The following is a 23,319-nucleotide window of genomic DNA, read 5'->3' on the forward strand; positions in this document are numbered from 1 at the left end:
CTGCTTATTTAAAATTATTGTATTTCTTACGCTTCAATGCTGTGATTGTTTCTTTATCAATCTTCGGGAACAAGCTTAGGATTGTAGACAATCTCCCAAAGGTGCCCGTCGATGTCTTGAAAATAACCAGCGTAACCACCCCAGAAAGCTTCTGAGGCAGGTTTAATGATTTTTGCCCCTGCTTTTCCGGCAAGTTCCATATCGCATCCACTTCTTCTTTGCTCACTACGTTATGTCCTAAGGTAAACTCCAAAGCAGAAGGATTTTGCTGTGTAATACCCGGGGCGTTTTCCATGCTTTTTCTTGGCCAAAGCGCTAATTTCAATCCACTTTAAATGTCAAAAAATGCGACGGCCTCATTTTAAATATTTTGATGGTTCTTAATTTTTCACGGGATCTAGAGTTCTTAAAATATCTGTTATTCGTTTTTGTTGCTTTGACATGATTTCGACAGCGTACTCTTTATCGGATGTTCCGTCTATCAAAAAATAGTTGATGTTTTCAATGCCTATGTAATTGAGAATGTTTTGTAAATGGGTTTCAGAAAGGGACAGGACGTCCAACGGCTCGTTTCGGTCTCCCATCGCCGTTATCGCAAAAACTGTTTTGTTGGTTAGCAAACCCTCTTGTTCATCAGTATATCGGAATGTTTTTTCTGAACGAACAATTAAATCAAAATAGGATTTAAGGGAAGATGGCAATCCGAAATTGTACATCGGGTTGGTGATCAGAATTTCATCGCATTTATACAATTCTTCGATTAAAACATCCGATCGTTTTAATAGATCGGTCGGACTATGACTGTCGTAAAAGCCTTTCCATGTACTATGGTCCAAGTGGGGAATCGGGTCTTGGGCAAGATCTCGCGTAATAATTTTACCGTTAGGGTTCTGTTTTCCCCATTCATGTATAAAATAATCGCCCACTTTTCTAGAAATCGAATTTTGAATTCGGAAACTACTGTCTATTCTTAATAATGTGTTCATCATATTTGTTTATTGTAAGACAAATTCACATCCTGGAACGTGACAAATTAATGGAGGAATTATACAGACATTAGTTTTTCCGGGTCAACTACCGAAAAAATATTGGTGATTTTTCCGTTCTTATTTTTCTCAAATACCTGACAGTTCATTAACTATAAAAGTTCGTGTATCGGGATTATCGTTGTTTACATTTAAGCTGTGAGTTTTTTGGATATCAAATTGTCCAGTGAATATTTTCCGCTGCCCTGAACGAACAGTGTCAGGCATAAACCAATCATCAACAAGTGATATTCGAATCCCTCGCCCTCCTTATCGCCAAACCAGTTCATGAAAAAGCCATGCTCGAGATGTCCACCAAATAAAATTATTCCGACAAAAAGTCCACCCAATACAATTGCCCAAAATCGGGAGGCAAAGCCCGTTATTATAAAAATGGGTGCAAAGAACTCTATTAAAATAACCAATAGCCCCACCAGCCACGGCTGTCCCATCTGTTGCAAACCCTCCAAAGTTTGGGTAAACCCATAGCCACCAAACCAGCCCAACATAGCCCTCGCTCCGTGTGGAAACATAACGATGCCGATGGTCAGTCGAATGATCAAACCTGTATAATCATTGTATGTACTAAAGAATTTCTGTTTCATCATTTTCTTTTTTTTATTCTAGTTCATATCTTGTTTGCATTCCCTTCAAATATTGTGGTCAATGTTGGTAATTGCTATTGTTTCCCTAGTAGTTCGAATAAACTCGAAAATCCCTGCTCTTTTCATCGGGGCAAAAAAATTCGAGGGAATAGAAAAATGACCTGCTGAAATTATATACAAAAGGATCTTCAAACAATATTTATAGAATTTCTGCTCCCATATTGGCCAAATGTAATAGCGAAGATCTGCGAACTTCATTGGCCGTAATTTCACCCAATAACTCATGCTCGATATTGCAAGCTCCAGTAGTATTTATTGGTAGTGATACATTAAACCCAGCCATAATTGCTTCTCTTGCGGTAGTAGAGACACAACCATGTGTATAAAATCCCATTATAATTACTTCTGTGATGTGTAATGAATTAAGCCATTGACCTATGTTAGACCCTGTAAACGCCCCATAAACATTTTTATGGAATTCTCTTTCTAGCTTTTTATCCTTTAAGGGACCTAAACCTGTATAAAATTCACTTCCCCATGTACCAGGAATATAAGCAGAACTTTCATTAGGCTGATTAAAATGTCTTACCCATGCAATAGGGATGTTATTTTCCCTTGCAAATTCAACTTGTTTGAATATTTCTTCAATTACATCTATAAAATTTGGTACAGGACGTTTTCCATTTTTAGAAAATTCATTTTGAGCATCAATGATGATAATTGCTTTCATGTTATATGTTTTTCTTATAAGACAAAAACAAATGCCAAAATGTGATAATAAAAGGAGAAAAAATTAATTTGGTAATAATTTATCAGGATCAACAACTGAAAAAATATGGGTTATCCTTCCGTCTTTATTTAGCTCAAATACCTGACAATTAATTAAGAGTGTACCGTCATAAAATAAAAGTGCCGGTTGATGATTTATTTTATCGATCTCTATTCTAAAATCTTTTTGATAATGCTCGAAGACATAAGTTATTAGTTTTATAGTATCGTCTATACCCGAGGTTAGTTGAGCAACTACGTTCACCTTGGTTCCTCCGTCTGCCAAAACCTGAACTTCCTCGGAGAGCATTTGTTCCAAGGTTACAACATCTCCGCTTCGTATAGCTTCTATATATTTTCCTAAGTATATTCTATCTTTTGAAGAAGTTGTTACAATATCGGGCTTCTTCTGCTTAAGTTTCTTTTTGGCTCTGGATAATAGTTTTCTTGAGTTTTCCACGGATACAGACAAGATATTTGCAATTTCTTCGTGGTCGTAATCAAATGCTTCCTTCAGTAAAAAAACCGCTCTTTCCTTGGTGTTCAATACATCGAGCAAGACAAGCATGGAATAGTTGAGTATTTCTTCTATTTCAATTTTGCTTTCTCCTTGATTGGCTATTATGATGGGTTCGGGAAGTGAAATTCGTTGGTTCCTTTCTCGGTCGTTTTTATTTTTCAGATTGATAGCCGTATTGGTGACCGATTTTATGAGATAGGCATTTGGATTGGAAACTGAACCGGTTTCTTTTTCATTGAATTTTATCAAAACATCCTGAATCACATCTTGGCTGTCCGAAATATTTCCCAAGATGTTATACGCATAGGGAAATAATTTTTTGGTAAGTGTTTCTAAATCATCCATTATTCCTTTTTATTATTAGACAATTTTGGAATGGGAAATGTGACATTGTTCAGTTCTTTTTCTTCCATTATGGATAAGCCGGGTAAAGTGACCCACCTTCGCCGGATGAAACTGACCAGGGTAAACGAACTGCCTAGATTTGATCTATCCTTGAGTTAAACTTAGTTTTTATTTTTCAATTTTCTTCTCATTGATTCTCCTTTTATGTCGATTCTGTGTGCCGTGTGCACCAAACGGTCGAGGATGGCATCGGCCAGTGTTTTTTCCCCTATGATGTCATGCCATACTTCGACTGGTAGTTGTGATGCTATAATAGTGGACCTTTTGCCGTGACGGTCCTCGATGATCTCCATAAGCGCATGCCTGTTGATGTTGTCCAATGGTTTAAGGCCGAAGTCATCCAAGATGAGCAAGTCCTGTTTTTCAAGTTTGTTTATCTGTTTTGGATAGGAACCGTCGGCCTTTGATGTCTTGAGCAGGGTAAAGAGCTTGGCGGTGTTGAAGTACATGACCTTTCGCCCCAAGGAGCAGGCCTGGTGGCCGATGGCCGAGGCCAGATAACTTTTTCCCACACCGGTACTACCGATAATAAGTATGTTCTCCCTTTTTGGGATGAAGTCGCAAGAGCCTAGTCGCCGGACCAGGTTCTTGTCCAGTTGGCGTGACGGTCGGTAGTCGATAGCTTCCATGACGGCCGTATCCCTGAACCTTGCGGACTTGGTCAATCGCTCTATCCTACGGTTGTGCCGGTCGTCCCATTCGCTCTGGATGAGATAGGCAATGAGTTCGTCATTGGTATAATCGGTATCGGCACCTCCGGTTTCCATTGTTGTTGCAAAGGCCCTGTGCATTCCATAGAACCTCATTTCTTTCATCAATTGCATTGTTTTTTCGTTCATATGTCCAGTTTTAAGTGTTTTTATTCATAGTATTTTCCGCCCCTTATGTTCTTGTGTTCGGGCATTTTCATTCCTTCATCATTACGGTCATCGATCTGGTCCCATCCCTTTTTGAGGATGCGCTCTACCATATTGTAATTGTACGCCCCATATTCCGAGGCACGCCTACAGGCACTGTCAAGGCGTTCCCTTCCGTACTTTTTGGCAAGGTGGAGTACGCCGAGGCAGGATTTGTAGGATTGCTCGGGGTGCTGCTTCTTTTCCAGGATGGCAATGATGTACTCTTTACAGTATTCGTCGATATTGCCCGCCCAATCGATGAACCTTTCGCTGCTCCACTCGCTTACGAAACGATGGTGCAATGGCATATGGTCGGCCAAGGTGGTATAGCCGTATTTTTTCCTGTTCCTTGTATGTACGGCGAACCTTTCGTGCTTAAGGTAGATCTCGACGATACTGTCGGTATAGACCAGCTTGACCTGTTTGCCTATATGTCTGTAGGGCACGCTGTAATAATGCTTGTCCTTCCCAAAATAGATATGGTTGTTCTTGTGTACGGTGGCCTGGGCATAGCGTTTTACCTCATAGCGTTTCCCCGGCAGGGGCATCAGTTCTCCCTTCTCGATTTCCATGAAAAGCGAACGCCTGGAATATTCCCTTCCCCTGAACGGCATTACGTTGTGTTTTTCCAACAGTTCCCTTATCGCCATGTTGAGATCCGTTATGCTGTGGAATACCTGGTTGCGTAAAGGGGCGAACACCCTGGTGTAGATTATCTTCACGGTGTTCTCCACTATGGCCTTGTCCCTTGGCCTATAGGTACGTGTGGGCAGTACCGCCGTTTCGTAGTGTTCGGCAAAGTCGGCGAACACCTCGTTGACCTTGGGCTCGTAACGGCTGCTCTTTGTGACCGCCGACTTCAGGTTGTCGGGCACCAGGGCCTTTGGTACGCCGCCATAGAACCATAGGAAGTTCTCGGTGCAGCGGATGAAGTCCTCCAGTTTTTGGCTTGCACAGGCCTCTACATAAGTGTATTGGCTGCTGCCGAGTATACACACGAACACCTCCAGTTCCTTCAGTACACCGGTGTCCCTGTCAACGATGTGGAGTTTCTTTCCCGTGAAGTCTATAAAGAGCTTGTCGCCGGCCTTGTGCTCCATGTGCATTACCGGCGAGGTCTCCTTGCGCCATTCGGCGTACCAGTACTTGAACTGTGAGAGTTTGAAGCCATCGGGATGCTTGGCATAATATTCCTCCCACAGCAACTGTCGGGTAACCCCGGTCTTTCTTATTTCCTTGTCAAAATAGGGGAAGTACTGCCTTAAGGTCAGCAACCGTTGGCTCTTGCGCTTTTGCCCGTCCTTAAAGAGGCCGTGGAGTTCCTCCAGGGTCATCTTCTCCACTTCGTAGGCCGTAAAACGGTACCGCTTGAAGAATTCGATGTACTTCCTGACCGTGACACGGGATATGCCCAATTGTTGGCTTATCCCCCGTTTGCTCGTGCCGGAGGTGTAAAGTTTGTAAATCAGTTTTGTTTTTCGCATGTCTATCTGCTTGTTCGCCATGGTGCTTTTTAACAAAAAAAGCACTTAGACTTTTTACAGATAGATCTAATCTAAAGGTGGTCCACTTTGGCCCGGCGAAGGTGGGTCACTTTCGTCCGGCCAGCTATGGTCACTTTGAACCGGCGAGGGTGGTATACTATGTCCGGCGTTTCCAGTTTAAGTTCATTCACACAGAATTATTAATATGCAGTTATAGGGATTTGAACAGATAATAGCTTACCATTTTTTGGCGGGAAAACTATCGAATTATGGAGTACATAAATCATATGCCAAGGCAAATGTTCATCCTGCTTTTGGTTGGAGCTGTAATGGATTGAAGTGATTGGCAAGTCTCAAAAATCAAGTACTGCGTTGCAACGAAGAAATCGGCTCCCATAAACATGGCCAACAAAAAATCAGAGGGAGCTTTGATACTAAATGGCGAATCCCCTTCTAAAAAATGCTCACTACCACCCATATTCCCATTCTTTCCTACTAAATACTTTATAAAGAAATCGCTCCCTCATTGCTTTGCTGATACAATCATGGGTATGGTCTTACGATTATTGGATTTACTTTCTTACGAGGATGTATTTGTCATTGTAAAATTAATGGACATTCTTTTGTCAATATTTTTTACACTTCTATAGGGCTATTTTTATAGTTCTAATTATAAAATTCTGATAATTAGAGTATTATTAAATTGGAATAATAATTGGGTAAAAATTGATACGTTCAAGAAGTTTGTGTTTAGCTCTAGTGCCATCCCAAAGGAAACATCCAATGTTCATCAATCAAAAAATAAATCATGTTAAGAAAACATTTCAAAATCGCACTTCGTTTCTTTATAAAGAATAGACTTTTTTCCCTTATCAATACCACAGGGCTTGCTGTTGGAATTGCCGCTTTCATCATTTTGATACAGTATATTGCCTTTGAGAAAAGCTATGATAAAGACTTGGATCATGTATATAGGGTCACCCTTTCGTCTGGAAGTACAGTGGATCGGTTAGAAACTGCGGCGACAAACCATCCGGCAGTAGGGCCTGCCATGAAAGCTGAATTCCCTGAAATCGAGTCATTTGCCCGTATGGTGGATATGAAGTTGATGAATGCCAGGGGGGTATTGTCCTATATACGTCAAAATGGGGATGTAGTACGTTATAACCTAAACGATTTCCAGGCCTATTATTCCGATGGAAAAGTCCTTGAGCTTTTTCAAATACCCTTGATCGGAGGAACTATTGAAACCACTTTGGACAAACCAGGTACGGTCGTTATTTCGGAAAGAACGGCAAAACAATTTTTTGGCGATGAAGACCCCATAGGTAAAAGCATCATTGTCAACTCAGAATACAATGCCATAGTGAACGGAGTTTTCAAAAATCTACCTCAGAACACCCATCTCAACTTTGATTTTTTAGTATCCTTTTCCACCTTGGGACAGGGCACCGATGCCAATTGGGCGTGGCCCGAATTCTACAATTATGTGAAGACCAAACCTGGGACGAGTCCTCAGGTATTGGAGGCAAAATTGCCACAGTTTGTAGATAAAAACCTTGGGGATATTATGGATACCTATGGTTTTAAGGTCCGGATGAATCTACAGCCAGTTGGGGATATCCACTTAACCAACAACTTAAAAAAGGAAATGTCCATAAATTCAAGTCCCATGGTTTTGAATTTCTTGGTGATAATTGCTTTTTTGGTGATCGGGATCGCCCTTACTAATTTCATCAATATGTCAACTGCCAAATCCTTGGAAAGGGCTAAGGAAGTAGGGCTTAAAAAAGTGATCGGTGCAAACCGTAAAATGTTAATCGCACAGTTTTTGATCGAGTCTTTGATGATTAATTTTTTCTCGATTCTCATAGCCCTTGTTCTGGTAATCTTACTTATGGAACCGTTCAATGCCTTGGTACAGTTTGAAGTCCTGGATCATGGAATGTGGAACAGACCGCTTATCTGGCTTTCCCTGCTCACACTTCTTTTGTTTGGTGGAATTCTTGCCGGCCTATATCCAGCCTTTGTACTTTCAAAGTTTAGGCCTGTCGAAGTTTTAAAGGGAAGATTTCACCAATCCGGAAATGGTCTCTTACTCAGAAAGGGATTGATCATTGGCCAATTTGTGATATCCATTGCTTTGGTATCCGGCACTTATATAGTTTTCAATCAATATTCCTTTATGCAGGATCAGGATCTTGGTTTCGAATCCGAACAAAACATTATTGTGAACACGCCCATCGACTGGAATTCCGATGAGTATTCCAGTGCATTGGACAGATTGGAGGTTTTCAAGAATCAATTGACCCAAGATCCCAATATCAACAGTGTGTCCCTGTCCACCGAAATACCAGGAAAGACAGTAAATTTGACCGATGGTATTCGAAAACCTTCGGAAAGCAAAAAACAATCACGGAGTGTTGATTTTCTTCCCGTAGATCATGATTTCATAAAAACATATGGTTTGGAAGTTATAGCGGGCAGAGGCTTCCGGAGAGAGGATAAGACCGAATACTTCCCTGATGATGGGATGTACGGCAATCACCCCCACAAGGTCATTATCAATGAATCCGCTGCCAGGGCACTGGAATACAATTCACCTGAAGAGGCAATACATCAAAAAGTTACCTTTAAATATGGCCCTGCAGAACAAACAGCCGAAATAATTGGCGTAATCAGGGATTATCACCAACAATCCCTTCGATCTGGCATTGCCAATATGATGCTAATGTACGAGGATCGATACTTGGCCAATTATATTACGATAAATGTCGGGGCAAGAGACCTCAAGAGCACATTAGCAACTGTTGAGTCAGAGTTCCAACGCTTTTTCCCAAAAGATCCCTTCAATTATTTTTTTCTCGATGAGTATTTCAACAAACAGTATCAGGCAGATATTAAAATTGGGACTATTTGCATGCTGTTCTCAATCCTTGCCATCTTTATAGCAGCCATAGGCTTGTTCGGGATGGGTTCGCAAATGGCATTGCAGAAATTAAAGGAAATCGGGATCAGGAAGGTATTGGGAGCGAGCAATCTGCAAACACTTTTGCTTATTCCCAAAAACCTGCTCTCCTTGGTGGGGATTGCGGGTATCATAGCAATTCCCCTGATTTATTTTGCAGCCCAATATTGGCTTGAGACTTACGAATATAGAATGTATATAACCGTATGGATGTTTTTTATTCCATTTGTGCTTGTTTTGGTCGTAGCATTATTGGCCATAAGTATGCAATCTGTGCGTGCCCTATTGGTGAACCCTGCCGAAACCCTTAGGAATGACTGAACCAATAATTTTTCATTATTTACTATGTTATGTTATTTTTTAAAAAAAATAACCAAAAAGGTGACTTTTGACCGTTTCGATATGCTTACGTTGTCATGATCCTAATAAAATTTAGAGACTATTTTTCACTAATTGAATTTAAATCACCGTTTATTTAAACTTTCCGGTTATGGTTTTTGAATGTGCACGGGTGAATCTATGGAACAAAATTTGGCCCCCTATCTTTCGATCCCAAAAAAGTTTAAATCACTTCTTAAAATAAATTTGTTCAAAAAAGAGTTCAACTTGAAAAGAAAGTACGACCAGAACACACATTACAACCTTACTTTTTTATCAGCGAAATAAATTCTTCTTTAACATCATCACAAATGGAAACTGAATTGTAGGTGCAATTCTCCATTACTACTGGGTCAAAACTATTAATTCTAATTTTTGTGGGTTTGAATTCTTTGGATTGTAAATGGGTAAACATATTCAATGCTGCTTTTGAAGTGGCATAGGCTGTCATACAATAATTGGAATAGCAGAATCCATCGTCCTTCATTTTATTAATATCACCCAGTGCGCTAGTAACATTAATTATGCTAGGGCACTCACTTTTTTCGAGCAACGGTTTCAATAATTGCACAACCCGGATGACGGAAAATAGATTTATCTCATATACTTTCCTGACTTCATCAATACTTATTTCATCTATTTTTTGACCAAAACCATTAGCTAGTTCTGCATTGTTCACCAATAGGTCTAATCTTCCAAATTCCGAACTAATACTTTTTTTTAATGCAAGAAGGCTTTCTTCCGAGGTGAAATCTGTTTCTATCAACTTACAAGATTGTATTTCACCACCATCTTTCGATAGTAATTTGTGACATTTCTTATTGGCTGCAAGAATTACACTATAACCATTGTCCAATAAGATGTTGGCAAAGGTACTTCCCAATCCATTCCCCGATTCTGTAACTACTGCTGATCTATTAACCTTCATGAAAACAACTATTTATAGGGCAAATTTAACTAAATACAATCTCGAAAAAGAACCACTTTTCTTTAATAAATGACCCATATAATGATTTTTTGAACTGAATCCATAAGACATGTTTAAATTGCTTTTCATCAGTTCGATTGACGAAATTTATTCGGGGTTGTTCCACTTAGTTTTTTAAAAAACCTTGTGAAATGGGTAGGTTCTTGAAAATTCAATCTATAAGCGACTTCTGCAATATCCAGATCAGAAAATTTCAGCAAAGTTTTACTCTCCATTAGGAGCCTTTCCTGAATTATATCCTTTGCACTTTTACCTGTCAACTTTTTAACCGTAGTAGTAAGGTAATTAGGCGTAATATTGAGCTGCTCGGCATAATCGCTTACATTTTTGGTGTCCACATACATCTTGTCCACAAGAACTTCAAACTTTTGGGTAATCACCTGGGCACGTGATAGATGATTTTCGGTGGTTTTATGACGTTCATAGATCGCTTTGCAAAAATACAAGAAAGAGACTAACATCCCTTCCAACATTTTTTCTTGGTATGGATGGGGGTTTTGGTACACTGAATTCATTCTTTGAGCATCAAAAAGCAATGATTCGCGCTCTTCTTTTGTCAATATCAATACTCTATTCTCGGACATCTTTAGGAAAGGAAAATCTTCCACCAAATTGGAAACCCCATTCATCAAAAATTCCTTTTTGAACATAATATTGAATCCGGCCATTTTTTCATCTCGAACCCATGAAAAAACTTGTCCTGGGACTACAAACCACAGCGGATATCCTTCCATAGTAAGCCAATCTGTATTGATATTCAACCTACTGTTCCCTACATAACTCAATAACCCGATTTGATAAAACCCTTGCCGATATGGTGGCATACACCTACTTGCCGAAGGTTCCAACCTTTCAATGGCATAGATATCAAAATTGGGTATATGGCTTCTGTGCTCAAATCCAATTGCCGCATGGAAATCATTGCTGGTTTCAAAAACTGGAATTTCGGTCTTGGTCATCATATCAAAATATAAAATATGGTCCAAAGGTGACGCCCTTGGTCATTTAAAAGCTATAAGGGTATCCATTCTATTTATACAAAAAAAAGGAAACTGCCCTATTCCGTAAAGAAAGGGAAGTTCCACTCAATCCATATAAAAGGTCTATTTGGAACGTTGCCCGGTACCTTTCATTTGTACAAATTTAGTGTTCAATTCATCTTCCGAGATAATTTCCCAACCGCCTCCCAAGGCTTTATATATTGCAATTAGGGAAGTAGCTGAATAAATCTCACTTATGGCCAACAAATTTTCTGCTTGCAAAAGCGTATTGTCCGCACTTAAATAGTCTATAAAACTATCCAAACCGGCATTAAATCGCTGTTTGGCAAATTTGGCTGCCTCTGCACTGGCTTCTGAGGAGGTCCTTAATGTTTCCCTTCTCTGCAATTCATTTGTATAATTGCTCAAAGCCGTTCTGATCTCTTCCAATCCCTGTAATACGGTTTTTTCATACTGATTCAGGGCCGCCAATGTCAATGCATCATTTTGCCTGATCTGTTGTTTTACCCTACCCAAGTTAAAAGCAGCCCAACTGATGCTGGGCATAATGCTCCATGTAAAGGATTCCTTGCTTCCAAAATTTGAAAAATCGACCGCCGAAAACCCAATGGACCCCCCAAATTGGATTTTAGGATATAGTTCCGCCACCGATAGATTGTATTTCGCTATCTGAATTTGCAAGGCAGCTTCGGCCCTACGTATATCCGGACGTCTGCGCAACAATTCGTTTATGTCGCCCAAAGCCACCGAGGAGGGCAAACTGGGCAAAGGCCGCTTGGCTACCATAGTCGAATCCAAATTACCGGGCACTTCCCCGATCAATACGCTCAAGCTATTTTTCAATGCTTCGATTTTTGCCTTTAAAGGGGGAATGGTAGCCCTGGTATTCTCCAATTGCGCCAATGCCCGGGATACGTCGAGACTATTGCTGGTACCGGCCTCCGACAATTTGACCGTTAGATCATAGGTGTCCTGTTGCCCCTTTAGGTTGCGTTGCGCTATATCCAATAGATACTGGGATCCTCTCAACTCCATATAATCATTGGCTACCTTGGCAAAAATACTTACATATACGCCCTGCATATCCGCCAACGCCAATTGCTTGCCCGAGTAGGCCCCTTTAATGCGATTGGAAACCCTTCCGAACAGATCGGCCTCCCAAAAGGCATCAAAACTACCGCTATAAGTGCTAAAGGTGGGGTTGCTTCCCTGTACAAAGACATTTTCACCGAGCCGGGTCCTGGAGTAATCGCCATTGGCGGTCACCGTTGGTAATCGATCCAATTTGGTTTCCTTCAACAGGGCCCGTGCGGCAAAGAGATTGGCTATGGCCGAATTGATATCCAGATTGTGCCTTCTTGCTTTTTCAATCAAAGTGTCCAAAACGGGGTCATTAAATTCGGACCACCAATTTTGGGCCGTGGCCACTTTGGTAAAAATACTGGAACTATCCACTATGGAGAAATCCTTTCTGACATTTACCTTGGACACCACCTCAAAGTCGCGTTTGGTAATTCCACAGGAGACCAACAGGAATGCCAATATGCCAACTATCAATAAATTCTTCATTTTTAAAGTTTTATGTTAATTCGGTATTTTCGATACTTGATGGAACCGGTTTAATGGTACTGGCCCGGGAAGGTCCAGAGGTCCATTTTCTACCCAAATAATAAAATACCGGAGTCAGGAAAATACCAAAAACGGTTACGCCCAGCATTCCACTAAATACCGCGATCCCCAAAGATACCCGGAGTTCCGAACCGGCCCCGGTAGCAATGGTCAAAGGTACCACCCCCAATATAAATGCCATGGCCGTCATTAGGATAGGCCTTAACCTTAATTTGGAGGCTTCTATTACGGCGGTCTTAAGATCCTTCCCTTGATCTTCCAACTGTTTGGCGAATTCGATGATCAAAATGGCATTCTTACTTGCCAGCCCTACCAGAACGATCAACCCTATTTGTACCATGATATTGTTATCCAATCCGGCCAAATCAATTCCGATGATTGCCGACAATAAAACCATGGGCACTATAAATATGACCGCAAGGGGGAGCACAAGGCTCTCAAATTGGGCCGCCAGCAATAAAAAGACAAATACAACGGCCAGAAGAAACGCGATCCCTGCCGTATTCCCGGTTTGTTTTTCCTGATAGGCCATTTCGGTCCATTCAAATGAGATTCCCTGTGGAAGAATTTCTTCAGCCAATTGTTCCATTCTCTCCAAGGCCTGTCCAGAACTATAGCCCGGGGATACATCCCCGTTCAAAGAGGCAGCAGGGTACAGATTAAATCTTGGGATCCTCGCCGGCCCCGCAATGTCCTTTTGGTTCGATATGGTACCCAATGGGACCATTTCACCTTTGTTGTTTCTTACTTTAATACGCGATATATCATCTGGTGTTAACCGGTTAGGGGCATCCGCCTGTGCGGTAACCTGAAATGTCCTGCCCAGATAATTGAATTCGTTTACAAAGGCCGATCCCATATAAACTTCCAATGACTGTAAAACCTCATTAACATTTACACCCAACTTCTCGGCCTTTACCCGATCTATATCCAAGTACAATTGAGGCGTTTGATTGTCAAAAAAAGTAAACACATTACTTAACATGGGATCTTTGTTCGCCGCTGCCGCCAAGGCATAAGTGGCATTCAACAGTGCATCCGTTCCCAAATTGGCCCTGTCCTGAACCATCATCCTAAACCCTCCGGCATTACCAATACCACTAACGGGCGGTGGAGGGACCACGATTACGAAAGCATCGTCCACTTGCGACGTTTTCCCTTGAATGGTCCCTAACAATTCCTGATAATCCAAGCCTTTCTTTCCTCTAACGTCAAAGTCTTCCAAGGTCAGGAATATGGTAGCCGCATTTGAGGCATTCGTAAAAGATGCAGCATCCAAACCTGTAAAAGAAACCGCATTATCCACACCATCGATTTCCAAGGTCAAGTCGATTACTTCCTTGACAACTTCATCGGTCCTGGATATGGATGACCCTGGTGGCAACTGGATCAATGCAATGAAATACTGTTGATCCATAGCTGGAATAAACCCTTTGGGCACCCTGTTAAACTCAAAGCCAGTAATTATGATAAGGCCACCATAAACCAGTAACACCATTGCTCCGGTCCTGACCAATTTTTGGACCGTTTTCCCGTAATTGTCCGACAATCTGTCCATAAAGCGATTAAAGCCGTTACCGATATACGTGAAGGGCCTTAATAGGATAGACCTGCTTTTGTTGTCCTTTGGTTCGTGTCTCATCAATAGTGCGGCCATGGCAGGACTCAAGGTCAGTGAGACAAATACGGAAATAGCGGTCGCCACTGCAATGGTCATTCCAAATTGTTTGTAAAACTGGCCCGAAATTCCATCCAGAAATGCCGTGGGAACAAATACGGCGATCAAGACCAGCCCAATGGCCACCAAGGCTCCCCCGACCTCATCCATTGTTTTATGTGCGGCCTCTTTGGGGGAAAATCCCTTGGCCAGATAGCGTTCCATATTTTCCACCACAACAATGGCGTCATCCACCACAATACCAATGGCCAGCACAATTCCGAACAAAGTAAGGTTGTTCAGTGAAAAACCTATGGCCTGCATCACGGCAAAAGTTCCGATAAGCGATACGGGTATAGCCAAAATCGGGATAATGGCGGCCCTCCAGGATTGCAGGAACAACAATATCACCAATACGACCAGAATGGTCGCCTCAAAAATGGTACGGTACACTTCATCGACCGATTTTTGAATAAATTCTGTTGGGTTATATGTTAATTTGTATTCCAGATCTTCCGGAAATTTCTTGGAAAGTTCCGCCATTTTTGCCTTGATCTCAGATGCGGTTTCCAAAGCATTTCCTCCCGGCTGTTGCAGTATAAGCATCGTAATTATAGGATCTTTGCCCAAATATCCTTTTGAGCTATAATTCTGCGCACCGAGCTCTACACGCCCAATGTCCTTTAATTGCACTATTCGTCCGTTTCCATCGGATTTTACAATAACATTTTCGAACTGCTCAACAGTAGTAAGTTTTCCCTGTGTCTGGATATTTACCTCAAAAGCGGATTGGTTGCCAGAAGGCAAGGTATTCAACGTTCCACTTGCAATTTGAACATTCTGTTCCCTAAGTGCTGCAACGACTTCGCCCGCCGTCATATCCAAATTGGCGATCTTATCAGGATCTAACCAGATGCGCATGGCATATTCCGCTGCCCCAAATATTTGTATGTCCCCAATACCTTTAATACGCGCCAGCTCGTCCTTTAATTGAAGGGTCGCATAATTGCCCATATAGGTTGGATCATACGTTTTTTTCGGGGAGTTTATATCGATTGCCAATAAAATATCGGGAGCTATTTTTTTGGTCGTAATACCCAGTCGACGAACGGACTCTGGTAACTTCGGTTCCGCTATGGAAACCCTATTTTGAACTTGTACCTGCGCCCTATCAAGGTCTGTACCCAGTTCAAAGGCTATTTGCAGTACAACCCGGCCATCTGCGGATGATTGGGAGGTCATATAGATCATATCCACGACCCCATTGATCTCCTTTTCAAGTGGCGATGCCACCGTTTCCGAAAGTGTTTTGGCATTGGCTCCTGGATATAGCGCCACCACTTCTATCGTTGGTGGGGCCACATCGGGAAATTGCGATACCGGCAAGGAAAAATAGGCCAAGCCCCCCACAATGAGTATAAGCACGCTAAGTACTGCGGCAAAAATGGGTCTTTTTATAAAAATGTGACTGAATTTCATAATCTTGTTTACAATTGGAAAAAGAGATTCCCATTGCTCCTTTCTTCTCCGATTTTATGGATAGGAAAGGAGCGATCGTATGGGACTACAATAATTTTTAGGGTTGTTTAAATGCGATGTTCATCGTTCCAATTCGGTCACTGCCAATTCTTCCGACCTTTCTTTTTGAAAGTTGGCTTCTATTGGGGCAACGACCATACCAGGGCCTATTTTTTGGATGTTATTGGTGATGAGTTTATCCTCACGGGACAGACCTTTCCTTATGATTCTCAATCCATTGGAGTGCAACGGCCCTAATGTAACGTTCCTTACGGTTACAAGATTATCATCTCCCAGAACATACACGAAACGAATGGATTGATTGGTCCCGATTATATGATCGGGAATCATAATGGCTTCGTATTCGGCACTTCCCATTATCCTTGCTTTTCCGAACATCCCGGGCTCTAACAGGCCGTCCTTGTTCTCCAATACTGCGCGGGTCTCTATTGTTCCCGTGCTATTATCTATTTCATTATCCACAAAATCCACTTTTGCTTCATGAACAAAATCCGTTTCATCCTGAAGTTTAATGAATACCGGGATGCCCTCGGAACGGGCAGCCCCTCTTTTCCCGCTTCTTGCCAAACGGACATACTTTAGATAATCGGATTCACTTCCGATAAAATAAAAGTCGATCGGGCTTGTATCGACAATAGTGGTCAGTAAAGTGGAATTGGCAGCCCCCCCATCTATCAGGTTGCCCTCATTTACCCTATCCCTGCTCACCAAACCGCCAATAGGTGCCCTGACCCTTGTAAATTCCAGGTTCAGTTTGGCATCATCGACCCTTGCTTGGGACAATTGAATACTTGCCTTGGCATATTCCAACGCTTGTTTTCTGCGATCGTATTCCTCTATGGAAACGGCTCCCGATTCACGAAGTGATTCTACCCTTTCAAAATTATCCACTGCCGTTTTTAAGGATGCCCGGGCTTGACTTAAATCTGCATTTGCCTGATCCAATGCAATTTTAAAGGGTCTATCATCAATGGTAAAAAGTACATCCCCTTTTTTTACCTTTTGTCCATCCACAAAATTGACACTTTCCAAAAATCCACTTACACGGGCCCGTACTTCCACCCGATTGCTGGCCTCAAAACGGCCGGTATATTCGTCCCATTCAGTAATCTTTTCAAAAACCGGAGTGGATACCTCTACCGGCATCGCTTGGGATATGGGTGCAGCTTCGACCACTTCTTTATCTTCCGATGTAAAAGCTACTATTATAATTACAACAACGAGTAATCCGGCTACTGTCAAAATACTTTTGGAAAACTTTTGGGTATTTATGTTAATTTTTTTCATTTTAATATATTGATTAATGTTTTTGACATGGCAAATTTATTGTGGACCACCCCCATGTCCCTAACCAATATGCTTTCATAAATGACCAAAATCTAATCTTCACTTTGTAAGTTGAATCTTAAATCTAAATGCTTCTTAAAATATTGAACAAGTTTGTTTAAAGATCAATTTTTAGGGAAGGCTATAAAAGTGGGAGGGCTACAAAGATTTAATCAAATCTTCATTCAGCTTCTGATAGTTATTTCGGTTCCCATGTTCTCTTGCTTGTTTTGCTGACAACTTAGCCGCTTCCATAGCCTCTGTCTTTCTTCCTAAATCCTTCAATATTTTAGCTTTGTAATAGTGCTGCCAGTAAGGCTTACCGTTTACTTTTTCCCATCCCTCAATTGCCTTGTTGATCATTTCCAATGCAGCTTGGAGATTGCTGTCATATTCATAATAGAATTGGGCTGCTTCCCAGTAATTCGGATTTGAACTTGTGATGTTGGCTTCTATCTGGTTTCTGAGCCGGTCTTTGTAATTTGCTTTGATGGGTATGGTAATAGACCAGTCTTCCCAACTCAGCACAAGACTGCAGCTTTCCTGTTTGACATTGTTAAACTCAAAGGACAGTGTTTCTCTGAATTGGCTGGATTTTTCTTTCGTTGTTTCAAATCGACAAACATCATCACTTTCTTTATAGTCATCAGAACCCCAGTTTTGAATACCTTTATTAATGATCACCGTCCATACCTTTTTCCGTGGAATGGTATAAATAGCATAGGTTCCTGAATCAATCTTGCGTCCCATAATTTCCACAGGGTCAAAGAATGTGATTTTGGTCGGTGCATTTGCTCCTGTCCTCCATACGGAATCAAAGGGTTCAACATATCCAATCATTTTCCTTCCTTTTGCTCCCGGTCTTGAATATTGTAATTCAATCTTCGACATACCAAAGTTCTGAATTACCCTTTGCATAGGGCTTGGGTTAGGAAAGTCCACTTGAGCTTTTACTGCGGTAGAACTGCTTAAGATAGCGCACGTCAAAATCAACTTTTGAAATACTTTATTCATTTGTTCTATCGTTTTATTGGTTGTCGCCCTATAAATATTCAGGGGACAGCTTCTTCACATCTGTTAATCAAACTAAATCTATATTCTACTTCTCGGCAAGCTCCTTGATTTTCTTTTTGGCAGTTTCAACCCATTCTAATGAAGCATCATAATAGTCTTTGGCTTTTGGTAATGGGGAAAAATCCCCAATTTCAAACCTCAAAGTTGTTTTTCCATTTTCTTCGTTTAGAAAGTAGGTGTAATTTACATCATACGCTGAAGGGGCAAGTTCAACTTTGGGCAGATACAAGTTCATTTTTAGTTTACTTGGCTTGTTAAATTCTGTTACGGTCATTTTTGAATAACCTTCCCATTCAATTATGCTCCCTAATTTTAAATATCCGCCTGGATAATTTTCAGGAATGTCGTCCCATTTCCTTATAAAATCTGGGTTTGTCAATACTTCCCAAACTTTTTCTTTGGAAGCGTTGATTTCTGTTTGGTCTTTTACGATTAGTTTTTCTGTCCTCATATTTTTAGTTTTCTACACTGTAGTGAATTGCTATTTCCCCTTTACTAAACTGTTTTGAACTCAAACATTTCAACTTTACCGAAGTTTTTAGATCATCAAAAAGCGGTATGCCTTTTCCCAAAAGAACAGGGTACACAATCATCCAATACTCATCAATCAAATTCAGTTTTGTTAATGCTTTGTAAACCGACGGGCTGCCGAACAGCAAAATATTTTTGCCTTTCTTATTCTTCATCTGCAAAAGGCCATCTTTAATATTTTCCGATAAGATTTTAACACTACCACCTTTCTTTTCAGTGAACGATTTTGATAGTACTATCTTTTCGGTACTGTTGTACCAATTTGAATACTTTACTTCACTGGCGGAGGCATCTGGGTTTTTGTGGGCAGTGGGCCAGTAACTGTCCAGCATTTGAAACGACATGCGACCTGCCAAAACAGCGTCAGCCTTCTCGGTTAGACTACAAACAAAATCAAGGTTTTCAGGGCTTTGAACTAATTCATCAAATTCGCCATTTTCCCCTGCTACAAATCCATCAATCGAAGTGTGGATAATCAATACTATTTTTCTCATACTACTTAGCATTGTGATTCAAACTCGTGTGTAATTCGCATCACCTGCTAGGGATTCCTCCCCTTCAGGAGTGAGATTGTACATGATAATTTGTAAAGTATCCTTGGTGGGACATGGAATCTCAATTCGCCAACCCCAATCAGGACCATCCGGTACTTCATAAGAGCCTTTTATGATAATATCACCTTGTTGATTTATTGCTCCAAAACAATTCATGATTTTTCCGCCCATGCCCCAAGAATCAACCCATGAAGCTGTAACATCTGCCTTTTTATTATGGTTGCCAATTAATAGTAAACCGTCCTGTTTAATTCCTTCATGTTGCCAATCATAGCTCAGAACAAGGAATTTGCCATTTGCAACGGATTTAATCTCCATATTTGAAACTGAGATATAGTCAGGTTCTGGCAACCAGCTAAGCACCAAACGATATGTGCCTTTCCAATGCCCTATAAATTTACTGTTCAGGTTTATTAATTTTATCATTTGTCAATTTTTAAAATTCTGTTCTTAATTTCTGTCTTATTGATATGCCATTATTTGTCTGCTAACTCTGGCGAATAGTTATATATCAAATCGCGAAAAAAAATTGTTTAGTTCAACTACATAAACATACGGAACTTCCATTGGCGCAAAATGACCGCCTTTTTCCATTTTTGTAAAGCTTGCCAAGTTTACCATTCGTTCAGCCCATTCTTTAGGAAATTGAGCTTCTTTTGGAAATAAGGAAACCCCAGTTGGTACAGTTACTTTTTGAGATGATTTTAAACCGCCCATATAGGCCATTTTTCCATTCTCTGCGTAGGTACGGATGGAACTATTAATGGATTGTGTTACCCAGTAAACCATAATATTTGTAATCAGTTCGTCTTTCGTAAAACTGTTCTCTATATCACCGTTATTGTCGCTCCATGAATTGAATTTTTCCAAAATCCATCCTGCCAAGCCTACCGGAGAGTCATTGAGTCCATATCCTAACGATTGTGGTTTGGTGGATTGTATCATGTTGAATGCTCCCTCTGTAAAGAACCATCCTTGGATTGTCTGTCCAAACTTTTGTTCAGCCTGAGACATGGTACTCCAATCCTCTGTGCCATCCGGATAGCCTACATCTGTAATGTGAATTGCTTTTACACGCTCAGGAAATTGATTGGCCATAGACTTTGCAACCACGCTTCCCATATCGCCACCTGCTATAAAATACTGACCGTAACCAAGCACATCTGACATCAGCCTATTGAATATTTGCGCCGTAACATCACTATTAACAGCATGATGGCTAGAAAAGCCAAAACCAGGTATGGACGGTATTATTAAATCAAATGAATTTTGATTATCTGTTAGCAATGAAATTATTTTTATGAAGCGAAGGAAAGAATCCGGCCATCCGTGTATTAGCAATAGAGGTTTGCTTGATGTGCTTTTTCCCTTTATATGAAGAAAATGAACGGTAACATCATCAATTACAGTTGTGTATTGTGGTATTTTATTTAATTCTTCCTCATGTTTACGCCAATTGTAATGGTTCTTCCAATAATTTACCAATTCCTTAAGATAGCCAGAATTGGTTCCGTAGCCCCAACCCGAGCCAGCAGGTTCCTCAATCCAACGGGTATTGTGAAGACGAGCCGACAAATCGTCCAACACCTCTTGTTGAACGTTGATTTTAAACTTGTTGATTGTTGACATAATACTTTCTTTTTGGCAAACTTCGGGATTGCCCGTTTCTTTCCATTGTAAAAAATTTACTTACTAGAAAAGTTTGATGGTGGTGTACACCCTATTGAGTTCGGTGGCCCTGTTGATATTGGAATATGCAACGGGGCTATGTCCGGTGAAATGGATAAATTCTTTTATAAAGTGTGCTTGGTCAAAATAACCATGTTCATGGGCTATGCCCGACCAATTTATTTTATCCACCTGATGCTCTAAACATTTTACAACTCTCTGAAACCTTTGGAGACGCTGTAAATATTTGGGTGAAAAACCTGTTTGGGTCTTAACTAAATGAATCAGTTGTTTTTGTGAATAACCTGATTTTGAGACGAGCCAATCAATAGGTTTATTCAAATTATTATCAATGAATTTTACAATGGAAGTTTGAAAAACATTGTCTTTGATATAATTTGTAAAGTAGTATTCGATATGTTTAAATTTTAGGTCGATATCCAGTTCATTAATTAGTTTTTGATACAATTTATTGAAGGATGAGCCAAGTAAAAGTTCAGTTTCCAAGCCCGGGTAAATACTTCCTGTCATTGGGATTTTAGTCAGTGCATAAAAACCTCCAAGAGCAAAACGAATGCTCATAATGGCCGAGTCATTATTGCATTGATAGACTATCGCCTCTGGGTTGGAGCCAGAAATCCATCCATGTTTCATGGTATGTTTGCCCTGTAGGTTTTTTTCCGTAAATAACGTATTGGTGGTGGCATCGTTCAATTCTATCATCAGGTTTACCTTACCATCCGGCAACTCCATAAGGTAAGGCAGGGATTGTGGGCCATTGGCATAAATTATATATTCTATATACTGTGACAGCGGAAACCCCGGTATGTGTTTTTTGTAAATCATTTTTACAATGGTTTATCACGCCCAATAAATCGGTTTTTTCCGAGCAAAAAACCAATAGCTTTTTCAACATTCCGTGCAATACTTTCATCAGATTTCAAGAATGAAATATAACGTACTATTTCTTTTTGTTTCGAAGGCGATAGACCATCAAAAATCTTTTGAGCTTCCTTGTTCTCTTCTAGTGCTTTGGTCAGTTTAAAATGTGATTGTATTGTCCTATCTTTTGGGTCAAATTCTATTTCGACTTCAATGCTTTCCCCGATTTTTTTAGGTGAATCGCGGAGCATGGTCGTATTGATATAAAGTCGCCACTCACCGCTGTACTTAATCAAAGTCTGTGTATATTTTCTACCGTTTACCGTTCCGCATACTGGGATTTTACCTTTATCCTTTCCAGCAACAGAAAAAATCTCGTCAAGTATTTTTATTGGTACAAATACAAACGGGTTGACTCCAATTATTTCTAATATTGCATTAAATTTTTGCATTTATTTTGTTGCTATTTGATAGTAAACTCACGTATTGAAAAACCTACTCACACTTCCATTTATTGATTGACGAACGATGTTGACAAACATATTTATTTGTGACGCGATTCAATAGAATAAATCAGACATTTCAATGTTTATTCAGAGAGAAAGGAGTTGCTCTCTTCAACGCTTCTTTGAAGGGACAAAAATTGCGTAGGGGTGAGCCCTGTGAACAACTTGAATTCACGGTTGAAATGTGATTGGTCAGCATAATCGAATTCATACGGAATGTCCACCAGTTCATTAAAATCGTTAGTCCTTAATTTGTGTAAGGACACCTCAAAACGACACATTCTTCTGTACATCATTGGTGTAATGCCTACCGTTTGCTTGAAACGTCTCACGAAATGCCGTTCACTGATTTGATAATCTGTCATGGTTTCCCTATATGAATTTTTATAACCATTAAACAGAAAATGTGTAACCAAGCTATCGTGTTTTACTGCTCTCTTTCTTAATTGGGATAATATAAAGTCGCTAAGCAGTCTAATTTTTTCATGATAGGTTTTGGCACACATGACTTTTAAGATAAAATCACTTGGCCAAAAATTATGCAGGTCTAAGAAGGTATTTAGAGCATAATGCGCATCGATCCCGAAAATTTCCTTAATAGCATGTGGGTAGAAGCGAATGGCGACATGGGAATACCTGCCACACATTTCGTATTTTGCGTGTTCAGTTGCCACCCCGCATATGCTTGCAAAGGGCACTTCTTCTAAAGTAGTCGCATATTTTGTCCCACTCATTCCATCGAGGCATTGGATAACAAGCCTTGGGAATTTATCAGCCAGGACATTAATGGTTTTGGCCTTACATTCGTCATCGAATATGTCGAGACACCAAAAGTTTTTTATATAACTACTTAAGGCCTTTGGAGGAGGTATTTCATTGTAATAAACCATATTTTATTGACCCAATAAATTC

The 23,319-nt window shown here is 40.5% G+C and carries 21 protein-coding genes; 1 reads left to right on the top strand and 20 read right to left on the bottom strand.

Annotated elements, in window-relative coordinates; genetic code table 11:
* Positions 1-4: 4 nt before the first annotated feature.
* The 7 genes from QSE00_RS04780 to istA form a co-directional block, all read right to left on the bottom strand.
* Entirely contained in the window at positions 5-325 is a 321-nt protein-coding gene (locus tag QSE00_RS04780; RefSeq protein ID WP_286105054.1) for a VOC family protein, read from the bottom strand.
* Between the two features lie 55 nt (positions 326-380).
* Entirely contained in the window at positions 381-989 is a 609-nt protein-coding gene (locus QSE00_RS04785) for an FMN-dependent NADH-azoreductase (RefSeq protein ID WP_286105055.1), read from the bottom strand.
* 188 nt (positions 990-1,177) lie between these two features.
* Positions 1,178-1,633 (bottom strand): DoxX family protein, encoded by a 456-nt coding sequence (locus QSE00_RS04790; protein ID WP_286105056.1) that lies wholly within the window; start codon positions 1,631-1,633, stop codon positions 1,178-1,180.
* 196 nt (positions 1,634-1,829) lie between these two features.
* A complete protein-coding gene (locus tag QSE00_RS04795) occupies positions 1,830-2,360 on the bottom strand; it encodes a cysteine hydrolase family protein (RefSeq protein WP_286105057.1) in 531 nt (176 codons plus the stop codon).
* A 63-nt stretch (positions 2,361-2,423) separates the two neighbouring features.
* A complete protein-coding gene (locus tag QSE00_RS04800; RefSeq protein WP_286105058.1) occupies positions 2,424-3,263 on the bottom strand; it encodes a sigma-70 family RNA polymerase sigma factor in 840 nt (279 codons plus the stop codon).
* A 161-nt stretch (positions 3,264-3,424) separates the two neighbouring features.
* Entirely contained in the window at positions 3,425-4,162 is a 738-nt protein-coding gene (gene istB, locus QSE00_RS04805; RefSeq protein WP_286105059.1) for an IS21-like element helper ATPase IstB, read from the bottom strand.
* Positions 4,163-4,182: 20 nt separating this feature from the next.
* Positions 4,183-5,727, bottom strand: coding sequence for an IS21 family transposase (istA, locus tag QSE00_RS04810; RefSeq protein WP_286105060.1), 1,545 nt, complete (start codon positions 5,725-5,727; stop codon positions 4,183-4,185).
* Between the two features lie 787 nt (positions 5,728-6,514).
* Between istA and QSE00_RS04815 the strand changes: the two genes are divergently transcribed.
* Positions 6,515-8,995, top strand: coding sequence for an ABC transporter permease (locus tag QSE00_RS04815; protein ID WP_286105061.1), 2,481 nt, complete (start codon positions 6,515-6,517; stop codon positions 8,993-8,995).
* A gap of 322 nt (positions 8,996-9,317) precedes the next feature.
* On the opposite strand, the gene QSE00_RS04820 is transcribed toward QSE00_RS04815, so the two are convergent.
* From QSE00_RS04820 to QSE00_RS04880, 13 genes are all read right to left on the bottom strand, one after another.
* Complete coding sequence (locus QSE00_RS04820; protein ID WP_286105063.1) at positions 9,318-9,980, bottom strand: SDR family NAD(P)-dependent oxidoreductase; 663 nt, start codon at positions 9,978-9,980, stop codon at positions 9,318-9,320.
* Positions 9,981-10,108: 128 nt separating this feature from the next.
* A complete protein-coding gene (locus tag QSE00_RS04825) occupies positions 10,109-11,026 on the bottom strand; it encodes a helix-turn-helix domain-containing protein (RefSeq protein WP_286105065.1) in 918 nt (305 codons plus the stop codon).
* A gap of 117 nt (positions 11,027-11,143) precedes the next feature.
* Positions 11,144-12,610 (bottom strand): efflux transporter outer membrane subunit, encoded by a 1,467-nt coding sequence (locus tag QSE00_RS04830; RefSeq protein WP_286105066.1) that lies wholly within the window; start codon positions 12,608-12,610, stop codon positions 11,144-11,146.
* A 10-nt stretch (positions 12,611-12,620) separates the two neighbouring features.
* Positions 12,621-15,806 (bottom strand): efflux RND transporter permease subunit, encoded by a 3,186-nt coding sequence (locus QSE00_RS04835; RefSeq protein ID WP_286105067.1) that lies wholly within the window; start codon positions 15,804-15,806, stop codon positions 12,621-12,623.
* Between the two features lie 120 nt (positions 15,807-15,926).
* Positions 15,927-17,153: an efflux RND transporter periplasmic adaptor subunit gene (locus QSE00_RS04840; protein ID WP_286105068.1), complete on the bottom strand. Its 1,227-nt coding sequence runs from the start codon at positions 17,151-17,153 to the stop codon at positions 15,927-15,929.
* Positions 17,154-17,351: 198 nt separating this feature from the next.
* Positions 17,352-18,206, bottom strand: coding sequence for a DUF2911 domain-containing protein (locus tag QSE00_RS04845; protein ID WP_286105069.1), 855 nt, complete (start codon positions 18,204-18,206; stop codon positions 17,352-17,354).
* Positions 18,207-18,291: 85 nt separating this feature from the next.
* Positions 18,292-18,717 (bottom strand): SRPBCC family protein, encoded by a 426-nt coding sequence (locus QSE00_RS04850; RefSeq protein WP_286105070.1) that lies wholly within the window; start codon positions 18,715-18,717, stop codon positions 18,292-18,294.
* 4 nt (positions 18,718-18,721) lie between these two features.
* Positions 18,722-19,291, bottom strand: a complete 570-nt coding sequence (locus QSE00_RS04855; RefSeq protein ID WP_286105071.1) for a dihydrofolate reductase family protein — start codon at positions 19,289-19,291, stop codon at positions 18,722-18,724.
* A gap of 18 nt (positions 19,292-19,309) precedes the next feature.
* Entirely contained in the window at positions 19,310-19,777 is a 468-nt protein-coding gene (locus QSE00_RS04860; RefSeq protein WP_286105072.1) for a DUF1579 family protein, read from the bottom strand.
* Between the two features lie 78 nt (positions 19,778-19,855).
* A complete protein-coding gene (locus QSE00_RS04865; protein ID WP_286105073.1) occupies positions 19,856-20,980 on the bottom strand; it encodes an epoxide hydrolase family protein in 1,125 nt (374 codons plus the stop codon).
* A gap of 63 nt (positions 20,981-21,043) precedes the next feature.
* Positions 21,044-21,865: a helix-turn-helix domain-containing protein gene (locus QSE00_RS04870; RefSeq protein ID WP_286105074.1), complete on the bottom strand. Its 822-nt coding sequence runs from the start codon at positions 21,863-21,865 to the stop codon at positions 21,044-21,046.
* Positions 21,866-21,867: 2 nt separating this feature from the next.
* Positions 21,868-22,353, bottom strand: coding sequence for a YdeI/OmpD-associated family protein (locus QSE00_RS04875; RefSeq protein WP_286105075.1), 486 nt, complete (start codon positions 22,351-22,353; stop codon positions 21,868-21,870).
* A gap of 137 nt (positions 22,354-22,490) precedes the next feature.
* The gene (locus QSE00_RS04880; protein ID WP_353477443.1) at positions 22,491-23,297 is read right to left on the bottom strand and encodes a helix-turn-helix domain-containing protein; all 807 of its coding nucleotides are present in this window, start codon (positions 23,295-23,297) and stop codon (positions 22,491-22,493) included.
* Between the last annotated feature and the right edge of the window lie 22 nt (positions 23,298-23,319).

It is taken from the genome of Arenibacter flavimaris (genome assembly GCF_030291335.1).
Lineage (GTDB): Bacteria > Bacteroidota > Bacteroidia > Flavobacteriales > Flavobacteriaceae > Arenibacter.